Raw genomic sequence first — 23,460 nt, forward strand, 5'->3', positions numbered from 1 at the left:
AAAGAGGTTTTATTGAAGGAGGAAGCAAGCGTGAAGTTATTGGTCATCGGCTCAGGTGGTCGTGAACATGCCATCGCCAAGAAATTACAGCAGGATACATTGGTTCAAAAAGTCTTTTGTGCACCAGGTAATCCTGGGATGGTGCAAGATGGCATTGAAGTGGTGGCTCTTGCTGAAAATGATCATGCGGGTTTGATTGCATTTGCGAAGGAACAAGCGATTGACTGGGCATTTGTGGGACCGGAAGCCCCATTAGCCGCTGGTCTGGTGGATGATTTTGAAGCAGCGGGTTTAAAGGCTTTTGGTCCATCGCAAGCGGCGGCTCAAATCGAAGGCTCAAAAGATTTCGCCAAACAAGTGATGGTCAAAAACCAGATTCCTACCGGTGATTATCAAACTTTTACTGATTACTCAGCAGCCAAAGCTTATGTTTTGCAAAAAGGGGCACCTATTGTCATCAAAGCGGACGGCTTAGCTGCTGGTAAAGGGGTTGTGGTGGCGGAGACGGTGGAGCAAGCCCTTGATGCCTTGTCGGATATGTTAGAAGACAATAAGTTTGGGGCAAGTGGTGCTCGTGTTGTGGTAGAAGAGTTTTTGGCGGGTGAAGAGTTTTCTTTGTTGGCTTTTGTCCGCAACGAAAAAGTTTATCCGATGGTGATCTCCCAAGATCATAAACGGGCTTTTGACGGTGATCAAGGACCCAATACAGGAGGCATGGGAGCCTATTCACCAGTACCCCAAATTCCTCAAGAGATGGTGGAACAAGCAGTGGCTACCATCTTAGAACCGGCTGCTCAAGGGATGATTGCTAATGGCACGCCGTTTACAGGGATTTTATATGCCGGCTTAATTGCTACAACAGATGGGCCGAAAGTCATCGAGTTTAATGCACGCTTTGGCGATCCAGAAACACAAGTGGTATTGCCCCGTTTGACAGCCAGTCTAGCAGCTATCATCAGTGATCTTTTAGCTGATCGGGAACCTGAACTATCTTGGTCAGATAAAGCAACTTTTGGGGTTGTCGTAGCAGCGGATGGTTATCCCGGGACTTACCAAAGAGGAATGCGCTTGCCAACATTCTCGCAACCAGATATTTCTGTTTATTATGCAGGGGTGGCCGCAAAAGAAGGCCAGTTGGTGGCCAATGGCGGACGGGTTTTCTTAGTAGAAGCACAAGGAAATGACTTAGCCGAAGCAAAAGAAAAAGTCTACCAGGCGTTAGCTAGTGTCCAACTTGAGGGCATGTTTTATCGCAGTGATATTGGAGCAAAAGCTTTACAGGTATGAGGTTTGGTCAGCAAGTTATCTGAAATCGAGAGAATCGCCTGAAGGTCAGCAGACCGGCTAGGCGATTTTTTTACGGATAAAATCATAATGAACTTATTAACTTCTCCCGCTTTCTAAAAAAGGAACGTTCTCATTTGGTAAAAGTTATAGTATGATGAGGGATATGGAGCAGTTTAAGTGTTCTTTTATCTAATTATTTAGGAGGGATCGTCGTGAAAGAGCATGGGATTAAAAAGCGCTGGTTCATTTTCCTCCTGTTTTTGGTTTTAGCTTTCCTAGTGGTTTATTTGCAACCAATCTTTTTCCCCCGACAAGTCCAAACCATTCGCCCGCAGGATTCGCAAGCGATTGTGGAAGGTGGAAATACCACCTTGCAAGCCGAGCCTATCGCCGCCGCTGGTTTTGCCAAGTTGATTGGTAAACCGGAAAAAGAGTTGGAAAAACAATACGGAAAACCAACAGAAAGTTATGATTCGGGTTACGGATTTACAATTAAACATTATCAATCAGATGAACCAGGCTATTTGGAAGCTAGTATCAAAGACGGCAAAATTGCTGCTGTTAAGACGACGGGGATCGACGGCGAGCCGATTGCTCCCTTCCAGCTGAACATGAGCATGGGAGATCTAGCTGAAATTACGATGCTTTATCCCAACTTCACCATCGTCAATGATGATGAAGCTGTTGAAATTGAACTGATGGAAGAAGATCTAAATTATCGACCATTGGTGACTTTTGATAATGGCACCTACAGTATTTTGTTTTTTAATGCGGAATCCAAGCTTATCGGAGTCATGTATTTGACGACGGAGATGCTACTAGAGTTGGCTCCTTATAATTTGGTGCAAGGAACGCCTCCAAAAATGGAAGCAACAGTCAGCGAGGACCAGTGGGAACCCATCGATCAGGCAAAAGAAAAACAAGGCTATCAATTGTTCAATCTGCTGCGAGAACAAGATCAGCTTGAAAGATACGATACCACCTTTACCTTGCAGGGGCAGAGTCGGGATTTTCTAAGTCGTTTCTTGAAAAAGCCTGCAAACTATTTGGAGGAAAATCGCTACGAAAATTTTCGTAAAGTAACTGAAGATGCTAGTAATGCCGTTTTTATGTTGTCAGGTCAGGAGTTTTCAGAGGTGGCGCGAGCGGTGGAAGTGCCGGATATTGATGGCTTTTTTGAAACCCCTTGTTATGATCCGACCTTTCAAATCCTTTCTTGGTACAGTGATCCTTTCATGCATAATCGCTTTATGAAAAAAGACCCCCAAGCGATGGCTATTGGCATCTCAGCGCAGAATATGGTAATCTTATTTGAAGATGTCAAGGCGACAAAGGACAGTGACTAATTTATGATTTATAATGAAAAAATGCTGGCGCTTGATGATCAGATTGATTGTCTTTTGATAGCAATTGAAGAAAGCGCTAGTTGTCAAGACTATCGATTGGCTCAGGCAAGCTTACAAAAAGATGCCCAAGGGAGCCGACTCAAACAACATTTTCAACAGAAAAAAGACGCCTATGAAGCGGTGCTGGCATATGGTGAGTATGCGCCGGGTTTTTCTAAGACCCGCCAAGAAGTGTTGTCAGCCAAACGAGAACTGGATTTACATCCCCCGGTGGCACAGTTTCGCCAAGCGGAGACCCAGCTACAGAGCTTGTTAGATGAAATTGGGCAAACCCTTGCCCAGCATATCGATGAAAAGATCAAAGTGGATGCCGGTAATCCATTTTTTACCGAGGGATCCCATCAGGAAAGTTGTGGAGGAAAGTGCCATGGAAGCTGAGATGACAGAATTTACCATCAACTCACGTCGAGGATTAGTCGTATGGGTGTATAGTCTGAAACAATTAAAAAATTTGAAACGTTATGGGTTAGTTCATTATGTTTCACGAAAAATGAAGTATGTTTATATGTACTTAGATGAAGCAGGCTACGAGGAAAATGTGGCAAAGATTGAACGATTGCATTTTGTTCGAAGTGTCGAGCCTTCCTATCGACCAGATGTGGAAATGAATTTTGCGGATAAAATCGGTACCAGAGCTGCTTACCAGATGGATGAAGACGGCTTTGAGGTTGAAGAACTTTCCACTCATATTCGGTTGGCGGAAGATGTGTAATCAATACTATCAGTTAGGCGGGAATCCAGAGGGATCTTCACCGCCTTTTTGCTTGGTGATGATCCCCTAAAACTTAGGATAGTCATCCACGCGAAGAGTTTGAACAGAGAAAAAACGATTTGGATAAAAGAAAGGTTGAGGATGCGATGCGCGTCATTTCTGGAGAATTTCGGGGACGTAAGCTGAAGAGCTTACCAGGGGATAATACTCGTCCCACAACGGATAAAGTCAAAGAATCGATTTTTAATATGATTGGCCCATATTTTGATGGGGGTCAATGCTTGGATTTATTTGCAGGGAGTGGTGGTCTAGCTATTGAGGCGATTTCTCGAGGAATGGCTCATGCCTATTTGGTGGATCGCAGTTATCCTGCGATTCAGGTTATTAAGGAAAATATCGCTATCACTAAGGCGGAAAGCCAGTTTACCCTTTGGAAGATGACAGCTGAAGGAGCCATTCGTCAATTGGCTGAAGCTAATCAGCAATTTGACTTGGTGCTGCTAGATCCACCTTATGCCAAACAGCAGATTGTTAAGCAATTGACTGAGCTAGTTGCCGCAGACTTGATTGCTGAGCAGGGGATTGTAGTTTGTGAAACGGATAAGGCGGTGGAACTACCGGAGGAAATTGCTGAAAAGTTACACCAAGTTCGGCGCCAAAACTATGGGATCACTGCCGTAACCATCTATCATTTTAAAAACGAGGTATCCGCATGAAAAAAATTGCATTATTTCCAGGGAGTTTTGATCCCTTTACTAACGGCCATCTAGATACTGTCGAACGAGGGGCCAAGCTCTTTGATGAATTAATTATCGGGGTTTTTATCAATACTTCCAAGGCCAGTTGGTTTACCAGTGAAGAACGCACAGAATTAGTGAGACAAGCGGTGGCTCATTTGGACAATGTTCGGGTGATTAGTCAGGAATCCGAATTGACAGTTACTAGTGCTCAGCGTCTGGGAGCCAAGTTTTTATTGCGAGGCATTCGCAGCGTAAAGGATTACGAATACGAAAAAGATATCATGACGATGAACAGTCACCTCGCTCCGGATATTGAGACGGTTATTTTGTTGGCTAACCCGGAATATAGCCACATCAGTTCCAGTCTCTTAAAAGAGGTTTTGCTATTTGGCGGGGATGTCGCAAAATACTTACCTCCAGTCATCAATGAAGCTTTTTTAAGAAAGCGGGCGTCCCATGAAAAACTACAATAGGAATAATAGAAAAAACAAAGTCCCAGCAAAATCCCTGGTTTTTCTGCTAGTAGCCTTAGCCTTTTTGGCGGCTGTTTTGCTTCCGATTCCCTATTATGTGGAAGGACCGGGAGCCACCATTAAACTAGATGAACTGATTACCGTCAACGATCAGAAAGATGATCATTCTGGTTCCTTTTCATTGACCTCCGTGGGGATTCGCCAAGCCACCTTGGTAACAGCGATTAAGTCGAAGTTGACTGACTTTGAAGACTTAGTCACAGAGCGGGAGTTGATGGGGGATGCCACCGATGAAGAATACGATCGCATCCAAAATTATTATATGGAATCTTCGCAAAATGCTGCGATTGAGCAGGCTTTGAAACTAGCCGGAAAACCATACAAGATGCACTACTTAGGTGTCTACGTCATGGGGATTGACCCATCATCGAATTTCTATGGGAAAATATCGGTGGGAGATACGGTGACTAAAGTCGACGGCAAAAGTTTCGCGACTTCAGATGAGTTAGTGGCTTATGTTCACGATCAAAAAGTTGGTCAGACAGTCACGGTGACTTATATTCAAGACGATCAAGAAAAAGAAGCCACTGGCAAATTGATTTCGTTACCGAAACCTAATGAAGGCAAAGCGGGCATTGGCATTACTTTAACAAGTCACACCGAAATCACATCGGATGAAGAAATTGCGTTTCATATCGACAATATTGGAGGGCCTTCAGCAGGGTTGATGTTTACTTTGGAAATCTACCAACAGTTGGTCAATCAAGATTTGCGGGCTGGCATGGCGATTGCCGGCACAGGTACGATGAATGAAGCCGGGCTGGTGGGTCAAATAGGCGGCATTGATAAAAAAGTCGCTTCGGCAGCCGCATCAGGTGCTAAGATTTTTCTAGCACCAAAAGGCGAAACAAAAGCCGATACTAACTATCAGGAAGCCAAAGCAGCTGCAAAAAAACTCGGGACCGATATGAAGATCGTGCCGGTCGCAACTGTGGAAGAAGCGGTGGCTTATCTCGAGTCTTTAAGTGAAAAATAAGAGAACGCGGGACAGTTTTGCTTAAGACTGTCCCGCGTTTTTTAAAAGACTTCTGCGGATCAGGAGCTTTTGCTTAAAAGGGTGTGCTATAATCGTGTTATCAAATGGGAATCTGGAATGGGCTTGTCGCTGTCTGATTCTCAAGTTGGTAACATTTTTTGAGTGGAGGCAGTAACTATGCAAATCGAACGTCATAAACCGTTAGTAGAAACTTATCAGTACGCCCATCGTATTCCCGATAAAGAATATGAAACCAAATTAAATGTGGGGTTTGCACCGCTGCAAACGTCTGATCCCAATTATCCAAAAGAAAATTCTATTTTAGGGGCGCGTTTGGAGTTTAACTTGGTTTTTAAAGAGTATGTCCTTTCCGGAAGCATCAGCCAAGTGAATCATCTGATCAATCGTCAAGTCAAAAATCAAGAGGATTTGACCAAAGAAGAAATCGATGAAATCGTGGCGCCGTTATTTGATATTGTCGAGCGGATTACTTACGAGGTAACGGAAATCGCTACTGATGAACCAGGATTGAAATTAAACTTCCAAAACAATGCTACCCAGGCAGAAGGTGAATAAGATGTTTAGTTCACAAACACAAGTCATGTTGTATGTAGAAGATGTCCCTCGAGCAGTGGCTTTTTGGCAGTCTTTAGGGTTTGTGGTGATCGATCTTCAAGAAGCGGATGGGACCCAAGTGGTGGAAATTGCCCCGACGGCAGAAGCGGATTTGCACTTTGTCTTATATGATTTGACTTTTGTGCAAGCTCATTCATCAGAAGTCAATGTTGCGGCACCTTCAGTGATGTTTAGTGCACCAGATATTTTAGGCTTGTACCAACAATTGGCGGCTGCAAACGTCGAACTTGGTGAAGTCATGCAGCTAGGAGAACAGCTGATTTTCAATTTTGCCGATCCTGAGGGCAACTATTTTGCGGTCAGTGGGCCAGCAAATTAAGGTATGAAACCTGTCACGCTTTGTGGCAGGTTTTTGTATTTTGATGGTAAGGCTAGGTTACCAAAATGTTTTTTAGGTGAAATTGAATTTTTTTAGCTTTTGTGCTAACATAAATTGAAACGCTTACAGCTACTGGCTTGACTTGAGGCTTGCACCTTGCTAGTGACCTGGCTGTGGCGCCGAACAAGCAGATTACAGGGGGTAATGACATGTCGATATTGTTACAAGGGGGCATTTTGGTAACGGCTCATGGGCGTCGCCAAGGTGATATCCGCATTGCAGGGGATAAAATCGTTGAAATCGGAACCAATCTTCCCGTGGCTGATTCCCAAGTAGAGGATGTGAGGGGACGGTACTTGTTACCAGGTTTTATTGATGCCCATACCCACTTAGAGCTCAATAACGGCCCAGGCTCACAAGCCTGTGCGGATAATTTTTATACCGGAAGCAAGGCTGCGGTAGCCAAGGGAACGACGACGGTCATCGACATGGCGACCCCAACCAAGGGCCAATCCTTAGCTGACTGTTTACAAGTGTGGGACAATTTTGCCCAGGGGAATAGTTCTTGTGATTATACCTACCATATGTCGATTATCGAGTGGAATGATGGCATACGTAAAGAAATCAGCGACATGATAGCTAAGGGCATTACCTCATTTAAAATGTATATGGCTTATGACAATTTACGCGTGACAGATGCTGAATTATTTGAAGCCATGCTGGCGATCAAAAATGTGCGTGGGATGTTGGGGGTCCACTGTGAAAATGGCGATTTGGTCAATGAAAATATTCGTCGGCTTTTGGCAGAAGGGAAAACTAGCACCCATTACCATCCCCTTTCACGTCCCGCAGCGATTGAAGCTGAGGCGATTGAACGTTATTTAATGATTGCTGACCAAGCGGATTTAGCAGTAAATATCGTCCATCTTTCCACGGAACGTTCCTTGGAGGCGGTAAATAGAGCGCGTCTGCGAGGGCAAAAACTCTATGTCGAGACTTGTCCACAGTATTTGGTATTAGATGATAGCGTCTATGATCAACCAAATTTCTTAGGTGCCAAATTTGTATGCTCGCCACCGATTCGTAAAGTCTCGGATCAAACGGCTTTGTGGCAAGGAGTCATGGAGGGGTCTATCGATACCATTTCCACAGATCACTGTAGTTTTAATTTTGAAGGACAGAAAACATTGGGGCGAGAAGATTTCAGTAAAATTCCTAATGGTATGCCTGGTGTGGAAACTCGTCCTGAAGTGATATATACAGCCGGTGTCACCACTGGTAAGATTTCTTTGGAAAAAATGGTAGCCCTCCTCTCAGAAAATATCGCGCGGCAGTTTCACCTTTTTCCTCAAAAAGGGATTTTACAAGAAGGGTCCGATGCTGATATTGTGGTTTGGGACCCCGAAGTCACGGGAGTCATTTCGGCTGCAACTCAGCTTCAAAATGTTGACTATACGCCTTATGACGGCTTTGTGACAAAAGGCGGTGCCCAAGCTGTCTATCTGCGGGGGCAAAAAGTCGCAGAAAATGGCCAAGTGACCAAAGAACGCCAAGGAAGTTTTGTTTACCGGCAAACCCCAAAAAACTAAACAAAAAAACTCGACTGTCTCGGTCGAGTTTTTTAATACACTCAGGTCTTATAAGTTTTAGTCTATGTGAGGTCACATTTTATCAAGGTTTAGAGAGCATTTTATCCTGTTTTTCGATAGCCCAAAAATGGTGAAATTTAGCTTCATAGGAATTGAAATAGCCGTAACTAGATCGACAAATGCCACAAAGCTAATTATTTTTAACTTGCTTGGCTAAATAAACCGGATCGTCGCATTTTCAGCGGTAAAGTCGTACACTAAAGAGAGTAGTTATCAATCGCAGCGGGATCACCAAGAAGGAGTGAATGTTGATGAAACCATATGTCTATGCCATCAGTGATATCCACGGTATGTACGATCTTTTTGAAAAAGCCATCGCCAATTTTGATCCGCAGCGGCACCAGCTGGTATTGATCGGTGATTTAATTGACCGCGGTCCTCGGAGCAAAGAGAGTTTATTATTGGGGAAAAAACTAGTTGAAGACTATGGCGCTGTCTATTTAATGGGCAATCATGAAGAATACTTACTGGATTTTTTGAAATCACCGGAAGAAGTGGGCCCTATGTATCAATACAATGGGGGAAAGCAGACCGTCGAAAGTCTGTTGCATAAAGGTGCGTGGGAGGAGTATTCTCCCACTGAAATCGCCATGCTAATCCGAAGTCGATACAAAGACTTAGTCGCTTTTTTACAAGAACGCCCACTGTATTACGAGTGGGGACCGTATGTTTTTGTCCATGCAGGTGTTGATTTGACCAAAAAAGATTGGCATCTGACGTCTGCTCACGATTTTGTCTGGATTAGAGAAGCCTTTCATAGGGCTAAGAATCATACGGGTAAAACCATCGTCTTTGGTCATACCATCACACCAGCACTGCATGGTGATATGGAGACGACGGATTTGTGGCAATCCGATCATAAAATTGGCATCGATGGTGGGGCGGTTTTTGGCGGTAGTATTCACGGTGTTATTTTTGATAAAGATGGTATCCTTCAAGACATCGAGTACCAAAATCTTCAAGGACCATGGCAACCAGATATTTAGTGGATAGTCAGTGTTTATAGTTGTGAAAACATCGTGGTAGCTTCACGGTGTTTTTTATTTTTAGACTGTAATATGGTAAAATAATGCGGTATGTATCCAAAAGTTAGGAAGTAAGAGAGTGTAGTCGTCATGTCAGGTAAGAAACAGTAGTTAGCATGAGGACTCTTTGAAAGGTGTGTGAAAGCTTTGGATCAAGAGATTTTGAAGCTCGTCCAAAAAGAATTAAAACAATACCATCCGGATCAGATTAAACGGGTGTTGGAGTTATTGACAGAGGGTAATACAGTCCCTTTTATTGCCCGTTACCGGAAAGAAGTCACCGGTAATTTGGATGAAGTCCAGATTCGAGAAATAGAAGAACGGCATCAGTACTTGACGACCCTCGAAAAGCGCAAAGAAGAAGTGCTTCGACTGATTGAAGAGCAGGAAAAACTGACACCAGAATTAGCTATGCAAATCAAGAGCGCTACTAAAATGCAACAAGTGGAGGATTTGTACCGCCCTTACAAACAAAAACGGCGTACCAAAGCTACCATCGCTAAAGAACGGGGGTTGGAACCTTTAGCTAAATGGTTGCTGACATTTCCTCAGACGGGAGATGTGTTGGCTAAAGCAGCTGAATTTGTGGATCTAAGTCAAGATGTGACTAGCCCAGAAGATGCCTTAGCTGGTGCTCACGAAATCTTGGCCGAACAGTTTGGTGATGTGGCAGCCTTTCGGACTTGGATTCGGCAATATACCCTAACTCACGGTCAGTACCTCAGTAGTGTCAAAGATGCTGACAAAGATGAAAAAGGCGTTTACGAGATGTATTATGATTTTAGTGAACCGGTGAAGCGGATGGTTTCCCACCGAGTATTGGCTACTAATCGTGGCGAAAAAGAAGACATTTTGAAAGTCAGTATCAAAGTTGATGAAAGCAAAATCATGGCTTACTTTGACCAGCAATTGATCAAGAACAGTGCTTCACCAGCTGCACCTTTTGTTATTGAAGGCTATCAAAATGCGTATAAGCGTTTTATTGGACCGGCCATCGAACGTGAACTTCGCAACCAGTTAACAGAGGAAGCGGATGAACAAGCGATTGCTATTTTTGGTGAGAACTTACGAAATCTGTTATTGCAAGCCCCTTTGAAGGGGAAGGTCGTGATGGGCTTTGATCCTGCTTACCGTACAGGTTGTAAGTTGGCCATATTGGATGCCACTGGTAAAGTATTGGATATTGCGGTCATTTATCCTCACAAACCGGCAGCTGGTAGCAAACAGGCGGCCGCAGCTCCGACCTTTCGCCAACTGATTGAAAAATACCAGGTGGATATGGTAGCTATCGGGAACGGTACTGCAAGCCGAGAATCAGAACAATTCGTCGCAGAGCAGCTGAGAGAAATCAAACGGGATGTCTTTTATGTGATTGTCAATGAAGCTGGGGCCTCAGTCTATTCCGCTAGTGATATCGCACGAGCTGAATTTCCGAATCTTGCAGTCGAAGAACGCAGTGCCATCAGTATTGGGCGCCGCTTGCAAGATCCTTTGGCTGAGTTGGTAAAAATTGATCCGCAAGCGGTGGGAGTCGGTCAATATCAGCATGACGTTTCCCAAAAACGTCTGGCAGAACAATTAGATTTTGTCGTGGAAACGGTCGTTAACCAAGTGGGTGTCGATGTAAATACCGCTAGCCCGCAGTTATTGCAGCACGTAGCGGGCTTAAATAAAACCACTGCCCAGAATATTTTTACTTACCGCGAAGAAAACGGGGCGTTTAGCGCGAGAAACCAGTTGAAAAAAGTGCCTCGCTTAGGACCAAAAGCATATGAACAAGCGATTGGCTTTTTGCGTATTCCTGGTGGGAAACATATCTTAGACAATACGGGGATTCACCCAGAAAGTTATCCTGCAGCCAAAGCGATCCTTGCGTTAGCCCAGATTACCGAAAAAGAACTGGGGCAAGTGAAAGCCAAAAATGCCCTTGCTGCTTTAAAACCAGACCAGTTAAGCCGCGAATTAGAAATCGGCAAAGAAACAGCCAAGGATATCCTAAAAGCTCTTTTGCAACCTGGTCGCGATATGCGAGACGAAATGCCGGCACCCTTGTTGCGTAAAGACGTCCTGAAAATGTCAGACCTGCGTCCTGGTATGGAATTAAAAGGAACTGTCCGCAATGTCATTGATTTCGGTGCTTTTGTGGATATCGGGGTGAAACAAGATGGTTTGGTCCATATCTCCAAGCTCAGTGACAAATTTGTCAAACACCCGAAAGATGTCGTAGCTGTTGGGGATATCGTCACCGTTTGGGTCGAACAAGTGGACCTGAAAAAAGGGCGCATTAGCTTGACGATGCTGGACCCTGGTCAGGCGAAGTAACATGACACAAGAAGAACTCCAAAGTTTAGTAGAAGAGATTTCTTTAGTGACTTTTCGGCGACCTTTTCGGCACCAAGCTGTTTTTAATGGGCGCTTGAAAACGACTGGGGGCCGTTACCACTTGACGGATCATCATCTGGATTTTAATCCGACTTTGTTTGCTCAAGTGGATGCTGATACGATAGCTGGTATTATCAAGCATGAATTGTGTCACTATCATCTTCATCTCAGCGGGCAAGGTTATCGTCACCAAGATGCTGCTTTTAAGCAATTACTGAAAAAAACAGGGGGTCTCCGCTATGCTCCAAGAGTGGAAGCTGTTGGCAAAGGTCATACCCTTGATTATCGTTGGCTGTATCGGTGCCAAACCTGTGGGCAAGAGTACCCCCTCAAGCGACGTCTCAATACTCAGCGTTATCGTTGCAGTCGTTGTCGCGGGAATTTGACTTTTTGCGGCGCGCTGGATGGAAAATGACAAGTGTTTTGAAAGATTTTTAATAAATTTAAGCAAAATCAGTGCCAACAATTCCTTGCGAGAAAACTCAGTTGCACTTTTAGAGGAAATGTTAGATAATATGGAACGTGTTAAGGGGGGTTCCCCATTTTGACTGTAAGGCCATTGTGGAAATGGCTGATTGACGTGATTCCAAGGATCAAGAAAAGAGGATATCCACCATTATGAAGATGACAGACAAAGATAAATTGTATCATTTCGTCGGGATCAAAGGCTCTGGGATGAGTTCTTTGGCTCTCGTACTCCATGAAAAGGGCTACCACGTGCAAGGCTCTGATGTGGAACAGTATTTCTTTACCCAAAGAGATTTAGAAAAGGCCGGGATTACGCTGCTGCCTTTCTCACCTGATAATATTAAAGAAGGCATGATTATCATTGCCGGTTTGGCCTTTCCAGATAGCCATCCCGAAATTCAACGGGCGAAAGATCTCGGCTTGGAAGTGATTCGCTACCATGATTTCATCGGTAATTTTATTCAAGATTATACAAGCATTGCAGTGACTGGTTCTCATGGGAAAACGAGTACCACCGGCTTGTTAGCGCATGTCTTTAGCGGTGTGAGTCCGACGAGTTACTTGATTGGTGATGGGACAGGTCATGGGGTGCCAGACGCTGACTTCTTTGCTTTTGAAGCTTGTGAATACCGGCGTCATTTCTTGGCCTATGCTCCTGATTATGCTATCATGACCAATATTGATTTTGACCATCCAGATTATTTCCATAGCATTGAAGATGTCTATGATGCGTTCCAAACCTTAGCTAAGCAAGTGAAAAAAGGGATTTTTGCTTTCGGTGATGACAAATACCTACGCAAGATTGAAGCAGATGTTCCTATTTATTACTATGGTGTCAATGACGATGATGATATTCAAGCGAAAAATATCACCCGTACGACAAAAGGTTCAGAATTTGATGTCTTTGTTAAAGGAGAAAACATCGGTCATTTTGAACTGCCAGCTTTTGGCAAACACAATATTTACAATGCCCTTGGTGTGATTGGGATTGCTCATTTGGAAGGGATTCCGATGGCAGAAGTTGCTGATGAAATGAAGAGTTTTGCCGGGGTCAAACGTCGCTTCTCTGAAAAGAAAGTAGCCGATATGACGATTGTCGATGACTATGCTCATCACCCAGCTGAAATCAGAGCCACGATTGATGCTGCCCGCCAAAAATATCCGAAAAAAGAAATTATCGCTGTTTTCCAACCCCATACGTTTACACGCACCATCGCTTTGATGGATGAGTTCGCAGGAGCATTGGACTTGGCGGATAAAGTCTTCCTATGTGATATCTTTGGCTCTGCGCGGGAACAAGAAGGGGACGTGAAGATTGAAGACTTAGGTAGTAAAATCAAAAAAGGTGGCCAAGTCATCAAAGAAGACAACGTTTCACCTTTATTGGACTTCGAGAATGCCGTGATTATCTTTATGGGTGCTGGGGATGTCCAAAAATTTGAACAAGCCTATGAAAAATTGTTAAGCAATACTACTCGGAACGTTCTTTAAGAAAATTAGAAAAGCAGCTGACTGATCAAACATCGGTCAGCTGTTTTTTTCTGCAGCTAAAGAACCTATACAATTAAGCTCCAAAAAAACTGATGTATCAGGAATTAAGTAGCACAGCATGTCATCATATTGATGTGACGGGTTGCAGCGATTGAAACAAGATAACTTGATTGAGATTGTGGTATACTTAGATGAATTTTTTGATGAAAGCGGGAGTAACAAGTGGAAGACAAGTATATTTTATCCTTGGATCAAGGCACTACCAGTACGCGGGCCATTCTTTTTAACCATCAAGGTAATGGTGTTGCCAGTGCACAGCGGGAGTTTACACAAATTTTTCCAGAAGCTGGCTGGGTGGAGCACAATCCGATGGAGATTTGGAATTCGGCCCAATCAGTGATGTCTGATGTGTTAATTGCAGGCAATGTTCGGCCAGAGGAAATCGTGGCGATTGGGATTACCAATCAACGAGAAACCACTGTTATCTGGGATCGCATAACTGGTGAACCAATTTATAATGCAGTCGTCTGGCAGTCAAAGCAAACCAATGAAATCGCTGACGGACTGAAACAAGCTGGTCATGAACAAATGATTCGAGAAAAAACTGGTTTGATTATCGATTCTTACTTTTCAGCCACTAAGATTCGTTGGATTCTTGATCATGTGGCAGGGAGTCAGGAACGGGCAGAAAAAGGCGAGCTTTTGTTTGGGACCATCGATACTTGGCTCTTATGGAAGTTGACCAATGGCAAAGCTCACAAGACCGACTACACCAATGCTTCTCGAACGATGTTGTTCAATATCCATGAACTGACTTGGGACGAAGAAATTTTGGCTTTATTAAATATTCCCAAAAGTCTGTTGCCCGAAGTCTGTAGCAATTCCGAGATTTACGGATATACAGAGGACTTTCTTTTTTATGGGAAAAAAATCCCGATTGCTGGGATGGCTGGCGATCAGCAGGCGGCTCTTTTTGGTCAACAAGCCTTCGAAAAAGGCATGGTGAAAAACACTTATGGAACCGGGGCTTTTATCGTGATGAATACGGGTTCTACACCAATTCCTTCGAAGACTGGTTTATTGACGACGATTGCTTATGGACTGGATGGAGAAGTTTGTTATGCCTTGGAAGGTAGTATCTTCGTGGCGGGTTCCTCGATACAATGGCTACGGGATGGGCTGCGGTTGTTCACTAATGCTGCCGAGTCAGAAGCATATGCCAGCCGGGTACCCGATAGTGACAATGTTTATGTGGTACCGGCCTTCACCGGATTAGGGGCACCTTATTGGGATCAAGAAGCCAGAGGGGCGGTCTTTGGACTGACTCGTGGCACAACAAAAGAACATTTGATTCGAGCAACATTGGAATCTTTGGCTTATCAGTCTCGGGATGTGGTGGAAACGATGGCAAAAGATTCTGGCATGCCGATAAAACTATTGCGAGTAGATGGTGGCGCTTCGCAAAATAATTTATTGATGCAATTTCAAGCGGATATTCTCCAGACCACCGTGGAACGGGCTGCTTATGCGGAAACGACAGCATTAGGTGTGGCTTTTATGGCTGGATTGGCTGTCGGTTTCTGGAAATCATGCGAAGAGTTAGCCAAATTTGTTTCCATGGGGGATGTCTTTGAAGCACAAATGACACCAATCGTAGCAGAAAACCTTTATGAAGGTTGGCAAGAAGCCGTCCAAGCAACCATGGGCTTCAAACACCGACCATTACGGGAGCTGGATCGGTAGTCTAGTGAAGCAAAACCAACGTTTATGGCATTTTTTGCCATAGACGTTGGTTTTTTGAACAATTATTCCACTCCCCGAAAAATCACTATCATTTTATTGGAAATATGTTAAAATATCATTATAAAAAGCAAATGTCAGCTGGCCAAGGAAATGACTTCCCATCTGGACTCAGATGGACTGTCTAATAGTACGAATGGGCTTTCTTTATTTGCTTAGGACTTATTTGGATTGGGGGCTTTAACGTGGAGATTACTTTGGAACCGGTTTTTCGGTCAGAATCCTATGCGGTGGTGTCGCAGGAAGTTGCGGTGCCTATCTGTCAGTGTTCTGCTTTGGTGGAGCAGTGCCAACACTTGGGTGTGGAGGGTTATCGAGTGGAAAACTATCAGGCGGCAGGGTTCTTAAATCGCTATCTACCAATTTCTATTCCCCATGCGCCAATGCTCATTTATAAAAAAGATATCCGGATTCCGTTGGTTTTTCGGCGAGATAGTCATGTTCAGATGGTACTAAATGAATCTTGGCGCTTAGAAGCTTATTTTCGCTTAGTGGATTGGTTTTTAGCGGATGACTTCGAAGCTGAAAAAATAGTTTTCGGCTATTCAGCAGCTTGTTGTCCGTTACGACGCTTTCGTGGTCTCAAAATGATTGATAGCGCTTATGTTGCTTTTCGTCTCTCAGAAATTGTTGATGGTGCTAGTTTTGCATTGCAAGAAATGCAAACGGAAGAGGAGTTTATCCAATGGAACCAAGAGCGGCACCTAGTTGGTGATCCGCAAATTGGTCGACATAGTAAGATTTTGGATTTGGATAATCCGAAACATTTGCAACAAGTTCAACTAGTATTTGATATTATTCGCCTAAAATATCCTCATGTAACGTTGTTTCAAAAAGCGTCAATGTTAGATGCAGTTGGTTAAGAAATCAGTTTGACTTTTCTTTCAGCAAGGCCTCATGTTTGGTATCATTTTTTTAGTATTAAACTATGATTCAATGCTATCAGCAAAAAACAAAAACGCGTCCCTCAAAAGTGGACGCGTTTTTTCTTTGGCAGCAGTTGCTAGCTGTTAATTGTTTGAAAACGGTAAGTTTGCGGATTGGCATCAGCTAAAAGAGCACTCTGAGTTGGGTTGGTCAGTAAGATTAGCTCATGCATCGCCCGCGTACAGATGGTGTAAAGGATTAATCGATCCTGCTCGGTCTCGAAGTTAGTTCCGATGTTCCAGGCGAAAACCCGGTCAAATTCCAAACCCTTAGCCAAAAAGGCCGGGATGATCATGAGGGGGCGCTTCATAAAGTCATCTTCTGAAACAATCAGCTGAATCGTTTTTTGTTCTTGCGGTGTGAGGTGGTGATACAGTTCCTCACATTCTTCTTTTGTCTTACAAATGATGGCCGTTCGCCAGTATTTCGCGACTTCTGCATGCTGTTTACTGTAGGTCAATAAGGCTTGGAGATTTTCAGCCTGAGAATTTCCTTGGAGTATTAATGGTAAGCCACCTTTGCGAGCAGTTAACTCCACTTGATCTTCATGGCTAAGAAATTGATTGGCAAAATCGGTAATTTCTTTGGTAGAACGATAGCTTGTGGTCAATTGATAACGAGTGACTTCGGTGTCAGCAAATAGTTGGGGTAAAGTACCTACGATGGTTTCGTTGCCGAAAACTTTTTGATTTAGGTCTCCACATAAGGTAATGCCGGCTTTTGGGTATAAATTTCGCAATAAAGCGACTTGTGCCGGCGGAAAATCTTGCATCTCATCAACAAAGATAAAGCGGGCTTTCAAGGGTACGTCTACCGGATACAGTCCCCGCGTCAACAGGAAGAATAAAACGGCATCTTCTTGTTGCAGTTGGCGCGCTTTGAGCTGCGTACGTACTTGATCGATGGCTAAGCGCCAGTCTTCTTTGGTCACTTGCGCAGTATCCAAAATTGCTGTTGGAACAGTTTGCAAGAAGTGTAAATATTGCTTGGAATAATTGATAAACTGGAATTTTTCGATGGCCCGGTTCAACGGACGGAAATAACGGCGTACGACAGCTTTGCGAATTTGTGCGCGAATTTTCCGTTCTTTTTCTTCGGTATCTTCCATGTTTGGATGGTCATCAAAATATTCCTGAAGTTTTTCTTCGGTAGCCTCTTTGACCCATTGTTTTTTGGCTTCATCTTTTTGTAACCCACCAGCTTTTTTCAGAAGCTTAGTTTGCAATAGTTGCGTACGCTGGTACAAAGGTAGCTGGGGATTCGTTTCGCGATACCAATTCCGCATTTGTTTGGCCGTGATATAGGTAGTCCCATTGATTTTCAGATCGCGGAACAGGGGCCCTAGTTCGGTGATTTTCTGGATATACGTCTGACTATAATCCACTAAAGCCAATCCGCTCTTTAGTCGTTCAGCACGACTTTCAGAACCGGATAAGAAAACTTCCTCTTGTTGTTCTTCTTTTTCGATGGTAAAAGTCGGTAGGAGTTGCTGCATAAAGGCTCGGAAAGTCCGCGTGGGCACTTCGCTTTCGCCTAAAGAAGGCAAAACCATGGAAATATAATCAGAAAAGAGGTGGTTAGGTGAAAAAAGTAAGACTTGGTCATCGTCGAGCCATTTGCGGTGACGATAGAGCAAAAAGGCAATCCGTTGCAAAAGAGCGGAGGTTTTCCCAGACCCGGCGATTCCTTCAATCAGCATCACTTTGCTGTGGGTGTCACGAATAATTTGATTCTGTGCTTTTTGGATGGTGGAGACGATATTTTTCATTTGAGAAGAAGAAGCTTCATCTAAAATCTCCAATAAAAACTCATCGTTAATCACTTCGGATGTATCCACCATCGAGAGGATTTGACCTTCTTGAATTTTGAACTGGCGCTTTAAGAGGAGGTCCACCTCATACCGATCATGGTCAGTTTCGTAAAAGGTTGGGCCTAATTCCCCCTCATAGTATAAATTGGCAATCGGTGCTCGCCAATCGATGACGATGGTATTTTCATCTTTATCCCGCAACGAGGCGATCCCTAAATATAAAGTTTCCGGTGCTTCTTGGGCTTCAGTGAAATCAATACGAGCAAAGTAAGGGTTGCCAGACATCGTCGCTAAAGTTTTCAATCGTTTTTCAGTGGCTTCAGCGGAATGGTATTTCATTAGTAATTCTTCTTCATATTGGCGGTATTCCAAAACTGATTCATAAAAGGCTTCCTCGTCACCACCACGGATTCGCCGCTCACCGATCCCTTGTAACTGTTCTTGGACTTGTCCTGACAGTGCTTGTTGCTGGGTTTGTAGGAGCTTTTCTTCAGTTTGAATGAGTTGAATAGTTGCGTCTGTGTGTTGTTGTTCTTTGGTTCGTTCTAAGTTCATTGTTAAGTGTAAACTCCTTTAATCAGCTTACGTCGCGAAAAAGCTATTTTTTTGTCAACGCAGTGGAAAATACGTCTTAAAAGTATAGCACAAAAAAGCAGGACTGCGAAGCTATCTAGCCAATTGATATGATATACTTTAGAAAAAACAAGACCAGATTTCCCTGGTGTTGAAGATTAACAACGGATGGAGGTAGAAAATGCGTAGTGAAGCGGAAATGATGCGTTTGATCCTAAGTGTAGCTGAAAATTTACCGCAAGTGGATGCGGTCGCTCTGGAAGGTTCACGCATGAATCAACAGGCGCCCCTGGATATTTTTCAGGATTTTGATGTCGTTTATCTCGTAAATGACAAGGAAGCACTTTTAGCCGAGCGAAGTTGGCTGCAGGCATTTGGTCCCGTTTTGATCCAACAGACCCCTGAAGAGTCAGAGTTGTTTCCGGCAACTTTGGGGGAACGCTTTACTTTTTTGATGCTTTTTGAAGACGGCAATCGCATTGATTTGACCTTGTGTCCATATTCAGAGTTGCCTGTTTTGTTGGAGGACGATCCCTTTATCAAAGTGCTATGGGATCCAAAAGAGGTTATGCCACAGTTTCCCGCGCCTAGCGATGCAAAATTTTGGTTGCAAAAACCTACTCAAGGAGTCTTTGAGGATTGTTGCAATGAGTTTTGGTGGGTGACGACTTATGTAGTAAAAGGGTTGTGTCGTCAAGAATTAATGTATGCTACCGATCATTTGTATACGATTTGTCAAGAAGAGTTGCTACGTATGCTTAGCTGGCAAGTCGGACTGACTACTGGCTGGAACCAAAGCCTAGGGAAAAACTACAAATACTTAACTAAGCAGTTAGATGAAGAGACGAACTGGCAATTATTTGCGATGCGGAATTTTACGAGCTTTGAAAATATTTGGCAATCCTTGTTTTTGACCCAAAAGCTATTTGATAAGGTTGCCCGCAACAACGCCGCCAATTTGGGCTATCAGTATGACGATCAAACTGTTGCAAAAGTCTTAGCATATACGCATAAATGGTATAATAATCAAGAAAGCATTCAACGGGGAGCATCGGAGTAGTTCGTGATTGTCAATAATTAGTTTTAATCAGGAAGGAGGAATCGTTATGCCTTTTATCCATGTGGAGTTGGTAGCTGGCCGCAGCCAAGAATCTTTGACAAAAATGATGGAAGAGATTACTGAAGCTGTCCATAAAAATACCGGTGCACCAAAAGAACATATCCATGTCATCATCAATGAAATGCAGCCAGGAACTTATGCAGTTGATGGAAAATGGAAAGCTTAAACCTTGATGAAGAGCCTTTTGAAATCTGTAAGATTACCTCAAAAATAATTGCAAGGAAAATCTTCATAGATTTTCCTTGCAAATTTTTTTTATCAGTGTTTAAATGTAAGCATACTTGATCGATGAAAAAACCAACTGAACCTGAGAGTCTTTTTCAAGAGAGGGGCGCCTTGGCTGCAAGCGACCTAAAAGAAAACCGGGGGATGACCACTTTTTCAGACTTCTGTCAAATGCAGAAGCGGCTGGCACCGTTATCGCAAAGAGGAATACCTGTCCCAATCGGGTATTTGAATTTAGGTGGAACCACGTAATGACGTCCTAGTATTTTTGAGCGTAAGGCTTGAAAATGCTAGGACTTTTTGTTTTAGTGAAGCCACCTAGGATGTTTAGGATGCTGCCGCTGGAGTTGTTTTAAGCAGAAGTTATGATTATGGATGAATTAGAGGAGGAGTTTATATGGTAATTAAGATTACATTTCCCGATGGCGCTGTGAAGGAATTTGAGGCTGGTGTAACGACTAAAGACATCGCCGCTAGTATTTCCAACAGCCTTGCAAAAAAAGCCCTTGCTGGTAAGTTCAATGGCGAGTTAGTCGATTTAACAAGAGGTCTTGAAGCAGATGGTGCGCTAGAAATCATCACTCCTGATTCTGAAGAAGCATTGGCTATTTTACGTCATTCTGCTGCTCATTTGATGGCACAAGCTGCTCGCCGCCTGTTTCCAAACATCCACTTCGGTGTCGGCCCAGCAATTGATTCTGGTTTTTATTATGATACTGATAATGGCGAACACCCAATCACAGCGGAAGATTTACCGGCAATCGAAACTGAAATGATGAAAATCGTCAAAGAAAACTTGCCAATCGAGCGTCATGTCTTAACTCGTGAGGAAGCGTTGGAATTATTTGCCGGGGATCCTTACAAAGAAGAATTGATTAGTGAGATGCCGGAAGATGAAGTGATTACAGCTTATCGTCAAGGGGAATTTGTCGATCTCTGCCGCGGGCCTCACGTACCTTCAACAGGCCGGATTCAAGTCTTCCATTTGTTGTCAGTGGCGGGGGCATACTGGCGTGGCGATTCCAACAATCATATGATGCAACGGGTTTACGGGACAGCTTTCTTTGATAAAAAAGCTTTGAAAGAATTTATCCGTATGCGAGAAGAAGCCAAAGAAAGAGATCATCGGAAACTAGGAAAAGAACTAGACTTGTTTATGGTATCTCCTGAAGTAGGTTCTGGCTTACCTTTCTGGTTACCAAAGGGAGCGACTATTCGGCGGATTATTGAACGCTACATTGTGGACAAAGAAATTAGTCTCGGTTACCAGCACGTGTATACACCAATTATGGCAGATGTTAATTTATACAAAACTTCTGGTCACTGGGATCATTACCATGATGACATGTTCCCGCCAATGGATATGGGGGATGGAGAAATGTTGGTTTTGCGACCAATGAACTGTCCTCACCACATGATGGTTTATAAAAACCATATCCACTCTTATCGTGAACTGCCAATCCGCATTGCAGAATTAGGTATGATGCACCGTTATGAAAAATCTGGTGCTTTGAGCGGCTTGCAACGGGTTCGGGAAATGACGTTAAACGATGGACATACCTTTGTGCGTCCAGATCAGATCAAAGATGAATTCAAACGTACGTTGGATTTGATGACTTCCGTTTATGCTGATTTCAACGTTACTGATTACCGTTTCCGCCTAAGCTATCGTGATCCGAATAACACTGATAAATACTTCGACGATGATGCCATGTGGGAAAATGCGCAAACTATGTTGAAAGCCGCTATGGATGAATTAGGGTTGGATTATTTCGAAGCAGAAGGGGAAGCCGCTTTTTATGGACCAAAACTTGATGTCCAAGTAAAAACAGCTCTAGGAATGGAAGAAACGTTGTCAACGATTCAATTGGACTTCTTATTGCCAGAGCGTTTCGATTTGACTTATGTGGGTGAAGATGGCGAAAATACTCACCGTCCAGTAGTCATCCACCGGGGAATCGTTTCAACGATGGAACGTTTTGTCGCTTATTTGACTGAAGTGTACAAAGGTGCATTCCCAACTTGGTTGTCACCAGTTCAAGCGACCATCATCCCAGTTTCTGTCGATGCTCATAGTGATTATGCTTATGAGCTGAAAGAGCGCATGCAAGTCTTGGGTCTACGGGTGGAAGTGGACGATCGCAATGAAAAAATGGGGTACAAGATTCGCGGTTCCCAAACACAAAAAATCCCTTATCAAATTGTTATCGGGGATCAAGAAATGCAAGATGCGACGGTAAATATCCGTAAATACGGTAGCAAGGAAACCGAAGTAATGCCTGCCAATCTCTTTATCGAATCTTTGGCAGCCGAAGTGAAAAACTATAGTCGGGTTTAACAGTTAAAAGAAAAACAGGAACTTTTGACTGATTATTTGTAACATAATCGAGGTTCTCGGTGCCGTTGTAAGACGAAACCGAGAACCTTAAGTTGTTTTATAGACTAAGGGATTATAAGTTTTAATCTATGTAAACTCCTGTTTTATCAAGGGTTATAGAGAGTTTCATGCTGGTTTTCGATGGTGCAAAAAAGGTGTAATTTAGCTCCTTAGAAATTGGATTGACTGTAGCTAGACCGGAAAATAATATGCTATGAAGCAAAGGAAATAAATTGTTTATTAACAAAACATGTGTTGCCATCGATAATTAGCCTCCATGTATTCTTCAAGTTAAGCTGATTGTAACACCGTATGGGAGTTTGTTTGTGTCCAATGAGTATAGTAGGTCACTTCATTTGAATAAGTCTTTAGACGGATTTCTTTTTCTCTCAAGAAGTGTAGGATAGGTAAATAAAAGGATTTAAAAAAACGAAAAAATTTCATTTCCAAGTAAAACTCAATAAACAAAACTTGCACTTTTAAGGGGTTTTGATAAAATTGAGTTAGTTTTATATGACATCTATTTTCGGAGGAATATGTTTTGCAGATAAATCGAAGCAAAAAAATTGGCAAGACCATCGATGAAATTGCGGAAGGAGACTCGCTATCCTTAACGGAATCCATTGAAGACAGTCAGCTGTTAATCTATTTAGGACTGACAAATGATGCAAATCCGTTGTATATCCAGCATGAGTACGCCCAAGAAACCGAGTACCAACGACCAATTGTGCCTTCAGTGATGTTGATGGGGATTATCACTTCGGCCATCAGTAAGCATCTACCGGGTCCGGGTTCCCATGTGGTGAATTTCTCAGTAAACTTCATCGAGGCGGTTTATCATTATGAAACATTGACTTTTGAGTTTGAAGTGATTAAGGTGGATAAAATGAAAGATGTGGTGACAATTTCGGTAGTAGCCGTAAACGCCGAAGAAAGCCGCGTGTTAGACGCCGTAGTAATGGTGCAACCACCATCAAAGAAAGAGAGTGATGAAATTGGATAAC

At 43.3% G+C, this 23,460-nt stretch carries 22 protein-coding genes; 20 read left to right on the top strand and 2 right to left on the bottom strand.

Translation table 11 applies throughout. The features are described from left to right. The first annotated feature begins 30 nt into the window (after window positions 1–30). From purD to ACO03U_RS02850, 16 genes are all read left to right on the top strand, one after another. Window positions 31–1,287, top strand: coding sequence for a phosphoribosylamine--glycine ligase (gene purD, locus ACO03U_RS02775; protein WP_204685268.1), 1,257 nt, complete (start codon window positions 31–33; stop codon window positions 1,285–1,287). A 212-nt stretch (window positions 1,288–1,499) separates the two neighbouring features. Further along, window positions 1,500–2,633 (top strand): CAP-associated domain-containing protein, encoded by a 1,134-nt coding sequence (locus tag ACO03U_RS02780; protein ID WP_204685269.1) that lies wholly within the window; start codon window positions 1,500–1,502, stop codon window positions 2,631–2,633. A gap of 3 nt (window positions 2,634–2,636) precedes the next feature. Next, window positions 2,637–3,071 carry a YlbF/YmcA family competence regulator gene (locus ACO03U_RS02785; RefSeq protein WP_204685273.1) on the top strand — a complete coding sequence of 145 codons (435 nt, stop codon included), beginning with the start codon at window positions 2,637–2,639 and terminating at the stop codon, window positions 3,069–3,071. Further along, entirely contained in the window at window positions 3,061–3,405 is a 345-nt protein-coding gene (locus ACO03U_RS02790) for a YlbG family protein (RefSeq protein ID WP_204685274.1), read from the top strand. The genes ACO03U_RS02785 and ACO03U_RS02790 overlap by 11 nt, the downstream gene beginning before the upstream one ends. A 146-nt stretch (window positions 3,406–3,551) precedes the next feature. Continuing rightward, window positions 3,552–4,121, top strand: a complete 570-nt coding sequence (gene rsmD, locus ACO03U_RS02795) for a 16S rRNA (guanine(966)-N(2))-methyltransferase RsmD (protein WP_204685276.1) — start codon at window positions 3,552–3,554, stop codon at window positions 4,119–4,121. Beyond that, window positions 4,118–4,618 carry a pantetheine-phosphate adenylyltransferase gene (coaD, locus tag ACO03U_RS02800; protein WP_161868554.1) on the top strand — a complete coding sequence of 167 codons (501 nt, stop codon included), beginning with the start codon at window positions 4,118–4,120 and terminating at the stop codon, window positions 4,616–4,618. The genes rsmD and coaD overlap by 4 nt, the downstream gene beginning before the upstream one ends. Beyond that, window positions 4,602–5,654, top strand: a complete 1,053-nt coding sequence (locus ACO03U_RS02805; RefSeq protein WP_204685277.1) for a SepM family pheromone-processing serine protease — start codon at window positions 4,602–4,604, stop codon at window positions 5,652–5,654. The genes coaD and ACO03U_RS02805 overlap by 17 nt, the downstream gene beginning before the upstream one ends. A gap of 177 nt (window positions 5,655–5,831) precedes the next feature. Beyond that, window positions 5,832–6,230 (top strand): DUF1149 family protein, encoded by a 399-nt coding sequence (locus ACO03U_RS02810; protein ID WP_161868556.1) that lies wholly within the window; start codon window positions 5,832–5,834, stop codon window positions 6,228–6,230. A gap of 1 nt (window position 6,231) precedes the next feature. Further along, window positions 6,232–6,609, top strand: coding sequence for a VOC family protein (locus ACO03U_RS02815; protein ID WP_204685279.1), 378 nt, complete (start codon window positions 6,232–6,234; stop codon window positions 6,607–6,609). Window positions 6,610–6,818: 209 nt separating this feature from the next. Continuing rightward, window positions 6,819–8,198, top strand: a complete 1,380-nt coding sequence (gene hydA, locus ACO03U_RS02820; RefSeq protein WP_204685282.1) for a dihydropyrimidinase — start codon at window positions 6,819–6,821, stop codon at window positions 8,196–8,198. 311 nt (window positions 8,199–8,509) lie between these two features. After that, window positions 8,510–9,244, top strand: coding sequence for a metallophosphoesterase (locus tag ACO03U_RS02825; protein WP_204685284.1), 735 nt, complete (start codon window positions 8,510–8,512; stop codon window positions 9,242–9,244). A gap of 177 nt (window positions 9,245–9,421) precedes the next feature. Beyond that, a complete protein-coding gene (locus ACO03U_RS02830) occupies window positions 9,422–11,605 on the top strand; it encodes a Tex family protein (protein ID WP_204685286.1) in 2,184 nt (727 codons plus the stop codon). Between the two features lies 1 nt (window position 11,606). Further along, complete coding sequence (locus ACO03U_RS02835; RefSeq protein ID WP_204685288.1) at window positions 11,607–12,080, top strand: SprT family protein; 474 nt, start codon at window positions 11,607–11,609, stop codon at window positions 12,078–12,080. A 209-nt stretch (window positions 12,081–12,289) separates the two neighbouring features. After that, window positions 12,290–13,624, top strand: coding sequence for a UDP-N-acetylmuramate--L-alanine ligase (gene murC / locus ACO03U_RS02840; RefSeq protein WP_161868600.1), 1,335 nt, complete (start codon window positions 12,290–12,292; stop codon window positions 13,622–13,624). Between the two features lie 222 nt (window positions 13,625–13,846). Continuing rightward, window positions 13,847–15,367 carry a glycerol kinase GlpK gene (gene glpK / locus ACO03U_RS02845; protein WP_204685290.1) on the top strand — a complete coding sequence of 507 codons (1,521 nt, stop codon included), beginning with the start codon at window positions 13,847–13,849 and terminating at the stop codon, window positions 15,365–15,367. Window positions 15,368–15,609: 242 nt separating this feature from the next. Continuing rightward, entirely contained in the window at window positions 15,610–16,287 is a 678-nt protein-coding gene (locus tag ACO03U_RS02850; protein WP_161868562.1) for a hypothetical protein, read from the top strand. A gap of 140 nt (window positions 16,288–16,427) precedes the next feature. On the opposite strand, the gene helD is transcribed toward ACO03U_RS02850, so the two are convergent. Continuing rightward, the gene (gene helD / locus ACO03U_RS02855) at window positions 16,428–18,716 is read right to left on the bottom strand and encodes an RNA polymerase recycling motor HelD (protein ID WP_204685292.1); all 2,289 of its coding nucleotides are present in this window, start codon (window positions 18,714–18,716) and stop codon (window positions 16,428–16,430) included. 199 nt (window positions 18,717–18,915) lie between these two features. On the opposite strand from helD, the gene ACO03U_RS02860 reads away from it, so the two are divergent. From ACO03U_RS02860 to thrS, 3 genes are all read left to right on the top strand, one after another. After that, a complete protein-coding gene (locus tag ACO03U_RS02860) occupies window positions 18,916–19,794 on the top strand; it encodes an aminoglycoside 6-adenylyltransferase (RefSeq protein WP_204685294.1) in 879 nt (292 codons plus the stop codon). 46 nt (window positions 19,795–19,840) lie between these two features. Continuing rightward, complete coding sequence (locus ACO03U_RS02865) at window positions 19,841–20,020, top strand: 2-hydroxymuconate tautomerase (protein ID WP_161868565.1); 180 nt, start codon at window positions 19,841–19,843, stop codon at window positions 20,018–20,020. Window positions 20,021–20,476: 456 nt separating this feature from the next. Further along, window positions 20,477–22,417: a threonine--tRNA ligase gene (gene thrS, locus ACO03U_RS02870; protein ID WP_204685296.1), complete on the top strand. Its 1,941-nt coding sequence runs from the start codon at window positions 20,477–20,479 to the stop codon at window positions 22,415–22,417. Window positions 22,418–22,538: 121 nt separating this feature from the next. Here the strand turns inward: thrS and ACO03U_RS02875 are convergent, their stop codons facing one another. After that, on the bottom strand, window positions 22,539–22,718 hold the full coding sequence (locus ACO03U_RS02875; protein WP_204685298.1) for a hypothetical protein: 180 nt from the start codon (window positions 22,716–22,718) through the stop codon (window positions 22,539–22,541). Window positions 22,719–22,997: 279 nt separating this feature from the next. Between ACO03U_RS02875 and ACO03U_RS02880 the strand changes: the two genes are divergently transcribed. Continuing rightward, window positions 22,998–23,459: a MaoC family dehydratase gene (locus ACO03U_RS02880; RefSeq protein WP_161868568.1), complete on the top strand. Its 462-nt coding sequence runs from the start codon at window positions 22,998–23,000 to the stop codon at window positions 23,457–23,459. Window position 23,460: the final 1 nt, after the last annotated feature.

The sequence above is a fragment of the Enterococcus diestrammenae genome (genome assembly GCF_049384045.1).
In the GTDB taxonomy this organism is placed as follows: Bacteria; Bacillota; Bacilli; order Lactobacillales; family Enterococcaceae; genus Enterococcus_C; species Enterococcus_C diestrammenae.